Below are 15,973 nucleotides of genomic sequence, written 5' to 3'. Positions count from 1 at the left end.
GTACCTCGTAAATAATACATTAAAGGATGTCCCACAATGGATATTGTTGAACGCTTTATTAACTACACCAAAATCAATACAACGACTTCAAGGGAAAACGGTGCAAACGGGATAATGCCTTCTTCCCCTGGTCAGATGGTGCTGGCAAAGCTGCTTGCAGCAGAGCTTGAAGCATTAGGAATGGAAAACATCGAGGTTAGAGATACTGCTATCGTGACGGCAACATTGCCAGGGAATACTGACGACAGCGTTCCAGTTGTCTCTTTCTTTGGTCATCTGGATACCAGTGCAGAACAGACCGCGAATACGAATGCACAACGTCTCCCCTACAGTGGCGGCGATTTGTGTCTGAACAAAGAGCTGAATATTTATCTTCGTGAAAGTGAATTCCCTGAACTGAAAAATTATATCGGTGATGACCTTCTCGTGACAGATGGAACCAGTCTTTTGGGAGCGGATGATAAAGCCGCTATCGCGGCTATTATGAATGCGCTGCAGTACCTTGTTGAACATCCAGAAATTAAGCATGGCACTGTGAAAGTCGGTTTTGTGCCTGATGAGGAGCAAGGCTTACGGGGGGCAAAAGCCTTTGATGTTTCGGCATTTGGTGCTGACTTTGGCTATACCCTGGATTGCTGTGGAATTGGTGAGTTTGTTTATGAAAACTGGAATGCAGGCGATGCAGAAATTATCTTTACCGGTCAGTCTGCACACCCTATGTCAGCCAAAGGCAAGCTTAAAAACTCTCTGCTGATGGCCCATAAGTTCATTTCTATGCTCCCAGGAGGAGAAGCGCCTGAATATACGGAAGGGCGTGAAGGTTATTATTGGGTGAAACAACTACAAGGCAACAGTGCCCGCACGGTGCTCAAGCTGGATATTCGTGATTTCAGTGAAGAAGGCTATCAGGCACGGATGGAATTTATTCGGCAACTTGCACAGAGCACCAATATGCTTTGGGGTGAAAATAGCGTGGTCTGCCACTTATCCGATCGCTATGCGAATGTTTTTAATAGTCTGCAGGGCAATGCTCACTACCCCATTGATATTGCTCTACGCGCCTATCAGAAATGTGGTATTACACCGGTACCGGTAGCTATGCGTGGCGGCTATGATGGTGCGGTTCTCTCTCAGAAAGGATTGCCTTGTCCGAATATTTTTACCGGTGCCCATAATTTTCATTCAATTTATGAATACCTGCCGGTACGTTCTCTGCGCGCTGCCAGTGATGTCGTTGTGGCAGTCATTGAGGAAACCTTTGCTGAGTTCGCGGAGCGGAGAACTCAGTCATGATTCAGGTACTTATTGCCCTTTTGATTATTGTTGTCGTCGCCCGTCTGATCCTGAAAGGTTATCGCGCTGAGCCGGTGTTATTCATTGCGGGTTTGGTGTTGATGATTTGTACCGGATTGACTGGATGGGGGTCTGTATTGCCGAAAGGGGTTGCCGGTACGGGAATTTCATTTCTCGATCCTTTCGAAGTTATGCGCGATCTTTTCAGTACGCGCGCTGCCGATCTTGGTCTGATGATTATGGCGTTAATGGGATTTGCGCATTACATGGATCATATCGGGGCGAATGAAGCAGTGGTGCGTGTAGTAACGAAACCATTACGGGCGCTGCGGTCGCCATATATTTTACTTTTTTTCTCCTACCTGCTTGCCAGCCTTCTTCAATTGGCCATCCCTTCAGCCACCGGACTCGCGGTGTTACTGATGGGGACGATGTTCCCTATTATGCTGGGATTAGGGCTCTCCGCGGCCTCTGCTGCGGGAGTGATTGCGACCTCGCTTGGTGTGGCGTACACCCCAACAGCGATAGATGCCATCAGGGGATCTAAGGCCGTTAATATGGATGTGGTGGAATATGTTGTCTACCATCAAGGGCCTGCTGCGCTTGCAACCGTTTTGGTCGTGGGGGTCTGTCATTTCTTCTGGCAGCGGCATTGCGATCGTAAAGCGGGGACTTTACCACGGGAAATAGGTACCGCTGAGGTTACCGACTCAGGAACAGCACCGGCTTTTTATGCGCTGCTCCCCATGCTGCCGATATTGATGGCGGTAGGTTCATCCGCAATGTTTGTCAGTGGCATTAACCTGAACATTATCACCATCGTCCTCATTTCCATGGCCATTTGTATGCTGATAGAGTGGTTACGGACCCGTGATTTAAAGTCAGTATGCGAAGGATTCAGCCACTTTTTGAAAGGAATGGGAACCGCGTTTACCGGTGTGGTCGGTCTGCTGGTTGCTGCGGGGGTATTCGCGCATGGTATTAAGGTCATTGGTGCGATTGATCAGTTAATTCTGATGGCAGAACACGTTGGATTACCACCATTTGCCATGGCGGTTGTGTTTGCACTGGTGACGCTTGCTGCCGCGATCATTATGGGGTCAGGTAATGCGCCTTTCCTGGCGTTTGTTGAGCTTATTCCTCAAATTGCTGCAAGTATGGGGGCTAATGCTGTTGCGATGATCCTGCCTATGCAGCAGGCATCTCATATGGGGCGGGCTATTTCACCTGTATCCGGCGTGGTGATTGCTGTTTCAAGTGGTGCGAAGATCACCCCTTTCGATGTAGTTAAACGTACCGCTGTGCCGTTAATTGTAGGCTTTATCACGCATACCCTGATTATCGGTATCTTCTATTAATCGCTCCTGCTAAAAGAACCCTTCCGGCTTGTAGAACGCGGAAGGGGGTTTTTGGGGCCAGAACAGGAACCTTAACTCATCATTTTTATGAATAAAGGGAAATTTATATCTTTAATATTATTGATGCCTCTATATTAAATTTCATTTAAAGCCCATCCTGATCATTTTATGACTTCTGTCGTAAAGGTATGCAATAAAATGATTTCATCAGGAGACTTAATGTCTGCGTGATGGGTGGCTGATCGTTTTCTGAGCGTTGCTGGTGGGATATGTCAGGAAAACATCCGCTAATGAGCGGTTTTTGAGTTTTTATGATAGTTGGGTCCACAATATTTCGTGGTATTAATTGCCTTTGAGTATTATTAGTTTTCATCTTTATCGTATTCTTCTTATTATTTTTTACCATTTCATAAAAAGATGAAAGGTTAAGAAATGTAATATGTTATTTATGTGGTTTTTTTACATGGAAATAAATTAATCTGGATCATATTTTGGTGGTTTCAATTGTAGTATTTTTTTTAATGGAGTAATACAGGATTTAAATGTAATGATGATTTGTGTAGGTGGGTTTTAAGTGGTAAGTGATTCAGGAAAAGTCAGTCAGTTGAGACATAATTATCAGGATGAGCTTGAAACGTTTACCTGGAGTGCGTTAGTCGCAATAGGCATCGCAATAATGGATAATAGAATTTACTCTAAAATGTCAGAGCATATTTTTATTATGAACTGGTTGGCAATTGCAAAAAAGAGGAAGCTCTTTCCAAAGAGTATCGCTAATGAACTGCAATGGCTGATTGATGAAGGAAAGAAAAAAAGTCTCAATGCGCAACTTAAATTTAAAATAGAATACTTATATTCTACATCGAGTAGCGATGTGACAATACAGAATTACTATTTTAAATTTACCCATGCTATTGAAGTGTTGCGAAACAATGGGTGGGAGAGTTTTCTGCTCACCCCAGGGAAGTGGCGTGATCTGGATGATAAAATTAAAGTTAGAAACGGCAATTTTATCTTTATGGATGATGCTCGGCTACAAGAATGCTTTGGTATTCAGGGTGAGATCTTAAAGCCATTCTGTGTCCGGGTTTATGGTGATGTTGAGTTCGCTAAATCACTTTTCATCAAAAATAACCTTCCGGTTGAGTTTGTGAAACACACTTCAAATGAGTTTTATTACTTTCAGTTTCTTTTAGATGAATAAGGTTTCACTAACGAATACATACTGAATATTTTTAGAGCGGAGAATGTCTTTTTATCTGAATATAAAAATATCGACTATAAATCACGAGTAAAGGACCAAGTGATGTTTACGCGAAAGTTAGTGATTACTGATGAATGGGTAAAGTTATCTGATATTCCTGCCAGTGTGTCTATATCCTTTAGGGGGATTATTGAAATATGTGAAAGCACATCGGTCCCGGATGATAATACACCCTTGTTGAGATTTGAGAATGAGATGGCACCGATCGCTGTTGATTCGTTATCCTGGCTAAGGGTTCCACCAGGCAGTCCGGGAAGTGTTATCGTCTATATTCTCTGATTCTGACATCACCTTCGTTTAAATCAATACAAACAGCTCAGGCATTCTTAGCGTCTCAAAGTACTCAAATTAGGTGCCGTTGCTTAATACATAAATGATATTAATGTTCACTTGCTTTAATTTTATTCTTTCAGGTACCAGAAGTATACTGTATGCCGCAGTGTGTATACCTGTGTACTTTACTATATCATAGTGTAAATAGTGGGAAACTTTCTAATAATTAACCATTTTACAGGTTAAGGTATTACGGGCTGAGTCGATAACAATTAAGTCATAGAAGATGTTTTTATTGTTATGGAGATGTTTAAATGTTAAAAAATATGAAGGTTAAAACCAGCCTGTTATTACTATTGTTGTTATTTACATTTATGCAGTTTTTTTCTAATGGACTGGAGTTATTAGATCTCAAAAACACACAGAAAAGTACGCTTTTACTACATAATATAGTAAGAGAGCAGGATTCACTGCATAGTATCACTGGATCTATTAATAAATTAAGGGGCATGCTTGATAATATTCAATTGCATGATTCTGCTGATGTGCAACAGACATTAAAACAAGCACAGGATGAGATTGCTTATGCAAGACAAGAGTTCAATGTTTTCTGGGACATACCTGGATTGACGACGGATGATCCGCAGGCAGGAAAAATCATCAAGACTGCCTTTGAACAACAAATGGATTTTGAAAAAAAAACATATCGATCAGTTAAATGAAGTTATATCGAGCGGACGTATCGCTGATACATCAATAAATTTAAATAATGAATTGCTCGCTTCGCGTAAAAATTTTGATAGCCAACTGGCTAGCTATTATAAATCAACAATGTTGATCAGTGAGAAGATCGTAGGGCAAACACACTCCCAGTTTAACTCATCAATAATTAAAATATCGGTGATCCTGGCGTTTACGATTTTCATCTTCTTTATTTGTAATATCTGGTTGAACCGCACAATCATCCTACCATTACGAACAGTATCTGAACATTTTTCACGGATTGGTAAAGGCGATCTGAGTCATCCTGTTAAGGTACAGAGTAACAATGAAATTGGTCTGTTATGTTTGAATTTACAAAATATGCAGAATGGCCTTCGGGAAACTGTCACAACGATTCGTGATGGTGTCGAGTCTATAAATATCGGTATGCAGGAGATAGCGACAGGTAATACAGACTTGTCTACCAGAACGGAACAGCAGGCTGCAGCTGTCGTCGAGACGGCTGCCAGTATGGAACAGATATCCGCAACAACAAAGAATAATACCGATAAGTCACACCAGGCATCCGCCATGACGAATGAAAGTACCGAAATGGCATTGCGTGGCGAACGCTTAATGAGTGACATGGTTGAGAAGATCCATCTGATTAGCCGCAATGCGCAGAGCGTAAGCGAAATATCGAATGTTATTGATAGTATTGCTTTTCAGACCAATATCCTCGCACTAAATGCAGCAGTGGAAGCCGCTCGTGCAGGCGAATCAGGTCGTGGATTTGCCGTTGTGGCTAGCGAAGTCAGGACTCTTGCCCAACGCAGCGCTGCTTCAGCAAAGGAAATTACGGACTTAGTTGCCAGAGCGGCAATCAGCGTCAAAGAAGGTGTGGAAATAGCCGAAAACAGTGGTGTCATGATGGCGAATATTGCGGAGGCAATACGTAACATCAATATATTGATGGAAGATATATCCGGTGCTTCAGGCGAACAAAATAGCGGCATAGAGCAAATCCGGGTCGCTGTCACTCAAATGGAGCAGGTAACCCAGCAAAACGCATCATTGGTGGAAGAGATTGCCGCAACGACAGGCAGTGTGGAAGAACAGTCGGCAATGCTATCGCAGGCAGTGGCTGTATTTCAGGTAGAGGTAAATCAAGAAGAGGGCCTCAACGGGAGCGACAGCATACGTTAGTCGGGAAATGATTATCTCATCAGCTGTTATTCAGTCTGGTGAGATGCTCGGGGCAACGCCCGAAACGATACCTGGCAGGGGACTCATGTTGTAACATTATTGATAATAATTCTCATTATTGTTGTTGTGCCCTGCGGGTAATGGTAATGTTGCACAACGAGTTAATCCCATTTCCTATGCATAAGACAGCATGAACAACACCACCGCCCAAAATGCTTCCGGACGCTTAGCACGAATTTTCTCCGTCAGTGAATTTATGGATTTTGGCGAGCGCTACGGTATTGATTACCGCTTTCCGATGCTGAAGCAAAAACCTGATTTACCGCATTCCTGCGCCGTGCTGCAAGGGGAAGTTGAGGAGATGACACTTCCTTGCGGTATGTGCGTGACCCATTCCGACGTACAGGTGCTGCAACCTTATGAAACAACCTCCCGCCACAGCAGTCCCCTGTATATGCTGGTGGTACTGGAAGGGTGCGTGATACTGACGCTCAACGGGCAGGAGCATGTGGTGCGTTCCGGCATGGCATTTAGCTCCCGGCTGAGTGAACATCAAACGATGAGTGCCCGCCACCATGCTGACTGCAAACTGCGTACGTTATCGCTGGGACTGTATCCCGACGGCGCATGGCGCACAGGATTGCTCGAGTCGTTGATGCGTGAGTGGGAAAGATGCCAGACGCCAACGCTTATCTGGCAGGTTCCGGGCTTTTTGCTTAGCGGATTACAGTATGCGCAGCAGAGTACGCTCGGTAGCGTGCCCCGGCAACTGATGCTGGAAGGACTTATTTTACAGCTGTTCGGTCACGGCCTGAGCGTGTGCCAGATGGAGAGCGGTAAATATCAGCCTGCCAATGGTGAACAACAACGGCTGGAGATCGTTCGTCGTCTGCTGGAACAGACGCCGGAGAATGACTACACGCTAAACGATCTGGCCCAGCGAGCGGCGATGAGTCCCAGCAGTTTGCGCAGTAAATTTCGGGCAGCCTACGGCTGTTCGGTTTTTGACTATTTGCGCGATTGTCGTCTGGAACGTGCGCGCGGCTATTTGCTGGAAGGGTACAGCGTTCAGCAGGCGGCATGGATGTCGGGTTATCAGCACGCCACTAACTTTTCTACCGCCTTTCGTCGTCGCTATGGTTTTCCGCCTGGCGATGTACTCAAACTTTGCTAATCCATTTTTCTGCTTTGTGCGAAGTCGAGACTAACATTTTGGCACTGCGCATACGCAACCTGGCATCCGGCATAGCTATCTTCGCCACCAAAAAGGTAATAATTCTTATTTACAATTAGAAATGCCTTTGGAGATGTTCATGTTCGCTAAGACTCGATTGGCGCTGTTGGTGGGATGGGTAACCTGCAGCGTGGCTTTTCCTCTGCTGGCGCAGGAAACAACAAAAAACGATACGGTGGTTGTCACCTCGCAGATGCAAAGTGGTGCAACCAAGCTTGCCACGCCGGATATTGAAACCCCGCAGTCGGTGTCTATCATCACCCGCGAACAGTTTGAAGAGCAAGGGGCAACCAGTGTGCGTCAGGCTGTGAGCTATACACCAGGGGTGTACAGCAACCAGATTGGCGCTTCGAACCGTTTTGACTACATTGTGCTGCGCGGTTTCTCTGATGGTAGCCTCGACAACGTCTATCTCGATGGCCTGAAAATGATGGGCGATACCAACTCTCACAGCTCGTTGGTCGTCGATCCTTGGTTCCTTGAAAACATCGAAGTGGTTCGTGGTCCGGCATCCGTGCTGTATGGCCGCTCCTCTCCGGGCGGTATTGTTGCGCTGACATCACGTAAACCCTCGTTTGACCCTGGCGGGGAAGTGAAGTTATTTGCCGGGAACAACAATCAGCGCGGCGCAGCCTTTGATGTGACTGGCGCTCTGGATGATAACGATCGTGTGGCAGCGCGTCTGAGCGGAATGACGCGCTATGCGGACTCGCAGTTTGGTCCGTTGAAAGAAGAACGCTATGCGCTGATGCCAAGCCTGACCTGGCGGATCACCGACCAGACACGCCTCGACCTGATGGCCTATCTGCATCGTGATCCGGAAGGTGGCAGCCACTCAGGTTTGCCTTATGATGGCACCGTGGTTCCCCACTATGGTCAGAAGATCTCTAACACCTTCTTCGAAGGTGAAGATGATTACGACAAATACGATCGCCGCGAAAACATGGTGGGTTACAACATTGAACACATGTTTGACAACGGTTGGTCGGTGCGGCAAAAGCTGCGTTATTTACATACCGATGTCGAACTGAACCAGGTTTATGCGGCAGGCTGGCTGAATGAGACTGAACTCAATCGCGGCTATTCTGGATCCGATGAGAAAATGTCGGCAATTACGCTGGATAACCAGCTTGATGGTAGTTTTGATACCTGGCAGGTGAACCACCGTCTGCTGGTGGGGATCGACTATCAGGATCGCAGCAATAATACCACTGGCTACTACGGCGCATTCCCGCCAATAGATGCCTTTAATCCGGTGTATGGGGCGAAGCCGGATTACATCAGTATGTATGCGCGTGAAAAACACAAACTGCGCCAGACGGGCTATTATCTGCAGGATCAGATGTCCTGGGATCGCTGGCGTATTACTCTGGGCGGTCGTTACGATCAGGTCAGTGTGTCAAATATTGATAAGATCAACGACTCGCGTAGCGATCTGGATAAAAACAACTTCAGCACCCGCGCCGCTCTGCTCTATCTGTTTGATAACGGTTTAGCCCCATACGTGAGCTACTCTACCGCCTTCACGCCGACCAGTTTTGCTGATGAAAACGGTAACCTGCTGGAGCCAATGAAGGGCAAACAGTGGGAAGCCGGGTTGAAATATGAACCAGAAGGGCTGAACAGCCAGTTTAGTGCGTCGGTTTTCCGCATCAATCAGACCAATATCGCCACCAAAGAAGAGCCGACCGATCCGTACCGTTCAATTGGGGAAATTGAATCCGAGGGTGTGGAGCTGGAGGCGATTAGTCAGCTAACAGATAACTTCCGTTTGCAGGCGGCGTATACCTACACCGATATTCGCTATAAGAAAAGCAGTCCGGAAGAGCAAGGTAAGCGCGCTGTTTATGCGCCGCGTAATCAGGCCAGTAGCTGGCTGAGTTACGATGTGAAAAGCGGCCCGCTGGATGGTCTGACGCTGGGTTCTGGCGTGCGTTATGTCAATGGCATTACCAGCGATCGTCTGAATACCCACACTCTACCTTCATACACACTGGTGGATATGGCGATTGGCTACGACTTAACGCATATCGGCCTGAAAGGGGTGAGCGCGCAGCTCAACGTCAATAACCTGACCGATAAACGTTACGTTGCGGCCTGTAACTCACTGTCTTACTGCTACTTTGGTGCTGAACGTAGTATTGTCGGCAGCGTGTCCTGGAAGTTCTGATAGCATAAATGGCCCGGCGTGAGTCTCGCCGGGCAATCCAGGGATCAGCGAGATTACTGAGTAAAGCCGTTATCGATACAAATCTGGGCGTTGGTTCTCAGGGTAAAGGAGAGCTTATTGGGATACTGGCTGTAATAGTTATGTTCTTCTTCCAGCCCCTTCGCCTGGGCCAGGCGTACCGTTTCCAGTGAGCAGGTACGATAAATCAGATCTTTTTTCATGATTGCTTGTTGTTCCAGCTGCTTATTTGCGGGCAGCGCCAGCCAGATTTCTGACAGAGAGTAATCAAACACCACCCGATTGCCTTTAGCCTGAATATTTTCAACCGTAATAGAGTCGTCAACTTTCAGCCTCGGCTGTCCACGCATCTTTTTCTTCTCTTCAGCTGCAGCATATTGGGTTAACGCATCGATATCCATCCCGGCTATTTTTTGCTTATAGATTTCAACATAAGTGGCAGGTTGCTGATAATGGTTAGCGTAGGCGTTTCTTAATTCCCCGTCACTCATCGTACAGCCAGCAAGAAAAACAGGTAATACCAGCGTCAGTTTTATTTTAGTCACGATTTTATTCCCGAACATTATTGTGGTCCCTTATTGCCTGTAATGAAATAAAAATTGGGTTATTACAGTTGATATTTAAGGTTGTATAAACAGGGCGACGGGGGCACAAGTTCATTAGTCTTAAAGTGGCATGATAAACAGAAAACCCTGCCAGAATTAGCAGGGTTTTTGTATGGTATGGGAGCGGGTGTGGTGGTGCAGATTATTAGTGCCCAATCATCCTGGCTTTGGGTATCAGTTGGAAATACATATGATCAGGAATTGGCGTGTCCCAGACCTTCGCATAGACCGCAAAACCGATAGCTGAGAAGAGGATACTCAGTACCAGCATTGCCATGACTACACCGGAGAGCGCAGTTTGACGCCACAAGGGTTTACTGTTTTCTTGCGAGCCTGGCGGCGTTTTTAGTGAAAATGTAAGCGTTGAAGCCACCGGGCAGGATTCTACGCAGGTCATACAACCGGTACATTCAACGGTTCTGACCTGAATCAAACGATCGACAGGAATCGCTGACGGGCAGTTTTTCGCGCATTTTCCGCAGTCTATACAACTGTCTGCATTACGTCGTATTTTAAACGGAGAAAGCAGGGAGAAGAGGCCGAGCAGTGCGCCATAGGGGCACAGATAACGGCACCAGGCATTGCGGATAAATAAACTCATGACGCTGATAACGATCACGAAGATGAGCGTAGCACTGCCGATATTGCGGAAGAAATCGAGCATCTTAACGTCGATGATCATTCCATAAGCTGACATCAGGAAGTACTGAATACCTTGTGCGGGCATTGACAGGGCGATATACAGGAAAAAACTCAACAGCAGATATTTCAGACCGAGCAGCGGGATATCCAGCCAGCGTGGTAACCTGAAATGGCGTCCAAATAGCTTTTTCCCTACATTGCCAATCAGTTCTGAAAGCGTACCCACCGGGCATAGCCACGAGCAGAATGATTTTTTTAACAACAGGCTTATCAGGATAAATGCCACTAACAGCAACATTGAGGCTGCATGAACAGGCGGAAGATAACCGGTCTCCAGGGTGTATCTGATATTCATCAACCCTGCGATGGGGAGCCATCCCTCAATGCCGCCAGGTCTTGGAATATAAACGCTGGTGCCGGCGGTTTCGAAATAGCGGACCCAATAATAGAACGTTATGCCAATGTAGATATTGATGGACAGCAGGAGAAACTGGGTGGCTCTTCTCCAGGTGGTGGCATTGCGCCAGTCATTCCACGGTAGTTTTCCTCCGGTCGTGCCGGGGCGGCGCTGCCAGCGAGTTCTCTTTTTCCCGTTCATGGTGTTGTATTATCCCTCTTTATTTCCTCCACACAGGAGGATGCATCACCGGGATATGCTAACGCCAGACAGATATAGTGTATTTGATTTGCATCTTATTAAGTGACTGTTATTTTTATAGCGTTAAAATGCCTTCATAAAAATAACAGCCGATAGTTATCGCAGGTCAAATAAATACCTCGAACGAGGTATTTATTATTTGGCACTTACTTTAGCTGGATGCCTGGGGTCATTCCTGATAAGTCTCTACGCGATTACGTCCATTACTTTTCGCCAGGTAGAGTGCACGATCGGCTTTATCAACCAGTTGCTTGTAGTCCGGATGATAGTCATATTCGGCGATACCAATACTGACGGTAATAGAGAACGACTCAGCGGCAGAGGCCACCATCCGTAGCTCAGCGATTTTCTTACGCAGGGTTTCCAGAATAATATTCGCCTGTGAAATATCCGGCTCCACCAGCAGGATCATAAATTCTTCGCCACCGTAGCGGAAAACATAATCGCTGCTGCGGATATGTTCATAAATGATGGCCGCTACGTTCTTCAGCGTGATATCACCGGTGTTATGCCCATAGCGATCGTTGATTTGCTTGAAGTAGTCGATATCCAGCATTGCCAGAGTAAAAGGCTTACGCGAATGTAATGCCAGCGAGATTTCGCGGCGCATGATGGTCGGAATAAAGCGACGGTTAAGCAACTGAGTCAGCGAGTCTTTACCATTTTCCTGTTTGACCAGCGCTTCAAACATCGAGGCGAGAAGGAAATGCATTTTTGCAGAAAGCTGTCGAACATCCTGTAGAAGACTCATCCGTTGGGCTTCTGTCGGCTGCTGATTCGACAGTGTCTGCGTCAGGCGATCGTCGATTTCTACGATCAGCGACTCCATCTCAGCCAGCAGATTGCTGTTGCCGAGAATGTGTTTTCCCTTATGCGAAAACCACATGCCAAAATCAGAGTTCGACAGAAAAACTATCTCCGCGGAGGGCAACCCCGTGGCTATATTGTAGATAAACTGGTTTTCCCAGTCGGTAAATGAACGGATTTGCCGCTCGCGCTCTACGTTGACATCATCGTAAATTGTCTGCAGGCGATACTGCTCCTGCGTATGCATCGAGTTTTGATAACTTGGGGAGTAGGAGACCGTCATGGCCTCCAGAGCGGTGTCCATTGCCAGGCTGCTGAAACAGATGGCATCGCTTAACAGGCCGGGTGGGTAGTTTGCTTTCTTTTTAAGTACCCGATACAGCTCATCTTTCAGCTTACGTGCGCCGCGATTAACCAGATCGATTGGTAGGCCAATTCGCGCATGGACCACGCCAATATTGCGTTGTTTCGCCAGCAACTGTGAAATATCTTCCTGCGCACTGCCGAGTACGCTGCGAAGCCAGTCAAACATACTGCCGCTGAGGCGGGTGCTGACCTGTTCGGTATTAAGGAATAACGCGCTCTCAGCATGGGAGAGCATGTAGTCATAAAAAACAGTTACTAAATGGCGGATCTCCTGATCGGTTAATGATGTCAGGAGCGTGTGAACTTCAGGAGGTGTCTGGCGCAACAGCGCCTGCCATTCCGAAAGGAGTAATGTGTCGTTTACCGGATCAACCTGTTCCATCTCACAGCCACTCAAAAATACGATTGAAAAATTCAGGCGGTATTACGGACAATTACGTCACGATGGTCAAGTTAAACTCTCTTAACGATGGCTAATACCTTCATAAATCAGCCTTAAAGCGAAGACGCCGATAATGGCGCCAATCACCCGACTGGCAACCCGTTGAATACGTCCGTATGCACGACGCACTGCGGGTAGAGAAAACGCCTGGCTGAGAAAAATACGCCAGATAACGGAAGAAAAGACTATTCCTGCCCACGCCATTAACCTGGCCCAGGTCGGGGTTTCTGCACTTAACGTTACTGAGAAGATACTAATAAAAAACAGCACGGTCTGTGGATTGGACAAATCCGTTAATAATCCACGACGGAAGAAAACATACCAGGGAGCGGAGAGCGGCTGCTGTAATGTGGGCATTTGTGGTGTGGCCTGATGCCGTATGCTATTCCACGCAAACCACAGCAAATAGGCGCCACCGATAATTTTTATCAGCGAAAATATCTCTTCACACTGGGTGATAAGCGTCGCCATCCCAAAGAGTCCCAGACCGGAATAGAAGGCATCGCCTAATGCAACGCCCAGTCCTGTCATTACGCCTGCTCGCCGCCCTGATGCCAGACTGGTTTGCACCACCACGAACAGATTCGCGCCGGGGTTAAAAAAGGTTAAAACAAATAAACTGACGGTAAGTACGACGGCGTGTAGAGGTTCCATAAACAGCGCTTCCATCTGTGAAAAAATTGGCGTTTTACCTTCAATCGTAATTGAGGTCGTTCTGAATCAACCCATACTATAGTTTTAGTGTAAGCATGATTCTGAGTATGTACTCACACTGTTTTATGAAACGCCGCCGATGTTGCAAACGGGCGTCTGGGGTGTTTTCAATAGACCGGGCGGGGTGGCGCACGCAGCGCTACAGGAATCTCTGCCATCATTGTTTTGCAAAATATCTTTATATTTCTGTTAGCTCTGGATTTTTTATTCGGGCTGAACTACTTATTAATCATCCTTGACTCGCACGATGGATGCTCAGGGGTCGATAATGGCGTAAAACAAAACCTGGAGTTTTTATATGAAAACTGGATATAAGTTATTAATTGGTGCGTTAGCTTTTGTCGTGACCAACGTGTATGCAGCAGAATTTATGACAAAGGTTGAGTTTGAAAAGGTTGAGTCGCAATATACAAAAATTGGTGATATCTCAACAAGTAATGAAGTTTCCGTTGCAGATGCCAAAGAAGAACTTCTGAAGAAAGCAGAAGAGAAAGGTGCTGACGTTGTGGTATTAACATCCGGTCAAACGGATAATAAAATCCATGGCACTGCCAATATTTACAAGAAAAAATAATGCGCTGTATTGAAAGATAAAATACCCGCCAGTCCTTGTACTGGTGGGTTATTCTTTTAGCCTGCGCCAGAATGTGGTTCTGCTGATACCGAGATATCGTGCTGCCGCTGTTTTATCGCCATTGAATTGTGCCAGTACCTGCTGTGGCGTCAGCGATGGTGATATCAGGGGGATTTCGGCGACATTGGTCAGTTCCGGCATTAACTGCTGTAAGAAATGGACGTTCAGCTCCGGCTGTGGATCCTCACTTAAAAATAGCGCCAGACGCTCCATCATATTGCGCAGTTCACGAATATTCCCCGGCCAGCCATAATTCAGCAGAGTATGCTGACTCAGACTCAATCCCTTGCGCACTGTCTCTGAAAACGGCACATCTAATTCCGCCAATGACTGTTTTAAAAATCCTTCTGCCAGCGGCAAAATATCGGGCAGACGCTCGCGCAGCGGCGGCAACTGCAGACGCAGAATGCTCAGGCGATAAAACAGATCGGTACGAAACTTTCCCTGTTTCATCTCCTGCTCAAGATGACAATGCGTGGCGCTAATCACCCGCACATCCACCGGGATTGGCTGATGTCCGCCCACCCGCGTAACCTCTTTTTCTTCCAGCACGCGCAGTAGTCGGGTTTGTAGCGGCAGCGGCATCTCGCCAATCTCATCGAGAAACAGCGTTCCACCGTGGGCGATTTCAAACAGACCCGCGCGTCCTCCCCGGCGCGAGCCGGTAAATGCGCCATCCTCATAGCCGAACAGCTCAGCTTCCAGCAATGATTCGGTGATGGCCCCGCAGTTGACGGCGACAAACGGCGGTGAGGGCTTCCCGCGTCGATTCTCCTGGCGGGTGAAATATTCACGATGAATGGCCTGCGCCGCCAGCTCTTTACCGGTTCCGGTTTCGCCCTGAATCAATACCGGCGCGCGGGAGCGGGCGTACAGCATAATCGTATGCCGCATCTGTTCCATCTGCGCAGAGTGACCGCGCATGTCCACCAAGGCATAGCGGGTACGCAGCGTCTCACCAGAAGCATACTGGCCGTTTCGCCGTAGCGTCATTCGGGTCATATCCAGCGCATCGCTGAAGGCCTGGCGCACGGTGGATGCCGAATAGATAAAGATGCCGGTCATACCGGCTTCTTCCGCCAGATCGGTAATCAGTCCCGCGCCGACCACCGCTTGTGTACCGCAGGCTTTCAGCTCATTGATTTGTCCACGGGCATCCTCTTCAGTGATATAGCTGCGCTGCTCAAGCTGTAAATTGAATGTTTTTTGAAAGGCCATCAGCGCGGGGATGGTTTCCTGATAGGTGATGACGCCAATCGACGAAGTGAGTTTTCCCGCTTTCGCCAGCGCCTGTAACACATCAAATCCGCTGGGTTTAATCAGGATCACCGGAATGGACAAGCGGCTCTTCAAATAGGCACCGTTGGAGCCTGCGGCGATGATGGCATCGCAACGCTCAGTGGCCAGCTTTTTACGGATCCAGGTCACTGCCTTTTCAAAACCAAGCTGAATAGGGGTGATAGTCGCCAGGTGATCAAACTCCAGGCTAATGTCGCGGAAAAGTTCGAACAGACGCGTGACGGAGACCGTCCAGATAACCGGTTTGTCGTCGTTCACCCGTGGAGGAAGATGTGTATCAGCCATAGC

At 47.2% G+C, this 15,973-nt stretch carries 13 protein-coding genes; 8 read left to right on the top strand and 5 right to left on the bottom strand.

All coding sequences use genetic code 11. The features are described 5' to 3' along the window. Nucleotides 1–36: 36 nt before the first annotated feature. The 7 genes from pepT to foxA all read left to right on the top strand — a co-directional run bounded on the left by pepT (nt 37) and on the right by foxA (nt 9,500). Nucleotides 37–1,293 carry a peptidase T gene (gene pepT, locus SK36_RS16285; RefSeq protein ID WP_048221988.1) on the top strand — a complete coding sequence of 419 codons (1,257 nt, stop codon included), beginning with the start codon at nt 37–39 and terminating at the stop codon, nt 1,291–1,293. Continuing rightward, entirely contained in the window at nt 1,290–2,651 is a 1,362-nt protein-coding gene (dcuC, locus tag SK36_RS16280; protein WP_048221987.1) for a C4-dicarboxylate transporter DcuC, read from the top strand. Before pepT ends, dcuC begins: the two co-directional genes overlap by 4 nt. 574 nt (nt 2,652–3,225) lie before the next feature. Further along, the gene (locus SK36_RS16275) at nt 3,226–3,855 is read left to right on the top strand and encodes a DUF2913 family protein (protein WP_048221986.1); all 630 of its coding nucleotides are present in this window, start codon (nt 3,226–3,228) and stop codon (nt 3,853–3,855) included. A 647-nt stretch (nt 3,856–4,502) separates the two neighbouring features. Next, nucleotides 4,503–4,910: a Tar ligand binding domain-containing protein gene (locus SK36_RS25075; RefSeq protein WP_048221985.1), complete on the top strand. Its 408-nt coding sequence runs from the start codon at nt 4,503–4,505 to the stop codon at nt 4,908–4,910. Further along, on the top strand, nt 4,825–6,096 hold the full coding sequence (locus SK36_RS23125; protein ID WP_231593084.1) for a methyl-accepting chemotaxis protein: 1,272 nt from the start codon (nt 4,825–4,827) through the stop codon (nt 6,094–6,096). The genes SK36_RS25075 and SK36_RS23125 overlap by 86 nt, the downstream gene beginning before the upstream one ends. A 190-nt stretch (nt 6,097–6,286) precedes the next feature. Further along, nucleotides 6,287–7,270 (top strand): helix-turn-helix transcriptional regulator, encoded by a 984-nt coding sequence (locus SK36_RS16260; protein WP_048221984.1) that lies wholly within the window; start codon nt 6,287–6,289, stop codon nt 7,268–7,270. A 121-nt stretch (nt 7,271–7,391) separates the two neighbouring features. Next, entirely contained in the window at nt 7,392–9,500 is a 2,109-nt protein-coding gene (foxA, locus tag SK36_RS16255; protein WP_136345275.1) for a ferrioxamine B receptor FoxA, read from the top strand. Between the two features lie 53 nt (nt 9,501–9,553). Here the strand turns inward: foxA and SK36_RS16250 are convergent, their stop codons facing one another. The 4 genes from SK36_RS16250 to SK36_RS16235 all read right to left on the bottom strand — a co-directional run bounded on the left by SK36_RS16250 (nt 9,554) and on the right by SK36_RS16235 (nt 13,692). After that, nucleotides 9,554–10,063, bottom strand: coding sequence for a hypothetical protein (locus SK36_RS16250; protein ID WP_045449462.1), 510 nt, complete (start codon nt 10,061–10,063; stop codon nt 9,554–9,556). A gap of 205 nt (nt 10,064–10,268) precedes the next feature. Beyond that, on the bottom strand, nt 10,269–11,363 hold the full coding sequence (locus SK36_RS16245) for a 4Fe-4S binding protein (RefSeq protein ID WP_048221983.1): 1,095 nt from the start codon (nt 11,361–11,363) through the stop codon (nt 10,269–10,271). 229 nt (nt 11,364–11,592) lie between these two features. Further along, a complete protein-coding gene (locus SK36_RS16240) occupies nt 11,593–12,978 on the bottom strand; it encodes a diguanylate cyclase (RefSeq protein WP_048221982.1) in 1,386 nt (461 codons plus the stop codon). 81 nt (nt 12,979–13,059) lie between these two features. Then, nucleotides 13,060–13,692, bottom strand: coding sequence for a LysE family transporter (locus tag SK36_RS16235; RefSeq protein WP_045449464.1), 633 nt, complete (start codon nt 13,690–13,692; stop codon nt 13,060–13,062). A 358-nt stretch (nt 13,693–14,050) separates the two neighbouring features. Here SK36_RS16235 and yahO point away from each other — a divergent pair, with 358 nt between their 5' ends. Continuing rightward, nucleotides 14,051–14,326, top strand: a complete 276-nt coding sequence (gene yahO / locus SK36_RS16230) for a DUF1471 family periplasmic protein YahO (RefSeq protein WP_045440330.1) — start codon at nt 14,051–14,053, stop codon at nt 14,324–14,326. Between the two features lie 48 nt (nt 14,327–14,374). Here yahO and prpR read toward each other — a convergent pair whose 3' ends face one another. Continuing rightward, entirely contained in the window at nt 14,375–15,970 is a 1,596-nt protein-coding gene (gene prpR, locus SK36_RS16225; protein WP_048221981.1) for a propionate catabolism operon regulatory protein PrpR, read from the bottom strand. Nucleotides 15,971–15,973: the final 3 nt, after the last annotated feature.

Source organism: Citrobacter sp. MGH106, assembly GCF_001037495.1.
In the GTDB taxonomy this organism is placed as follows: domain Bacteria; phylum Pseudomonadota; class Gammaproteobacteria; order Enterobacterales; family Enterobacteriaceae; genus Citrobacter; species Citrobacter murliniae.
The sequence above is the reverse complement of the archived record's forward strand: the minus strand, read 5'-3'. Positions and strand labels throughout refer to the sequence as shown.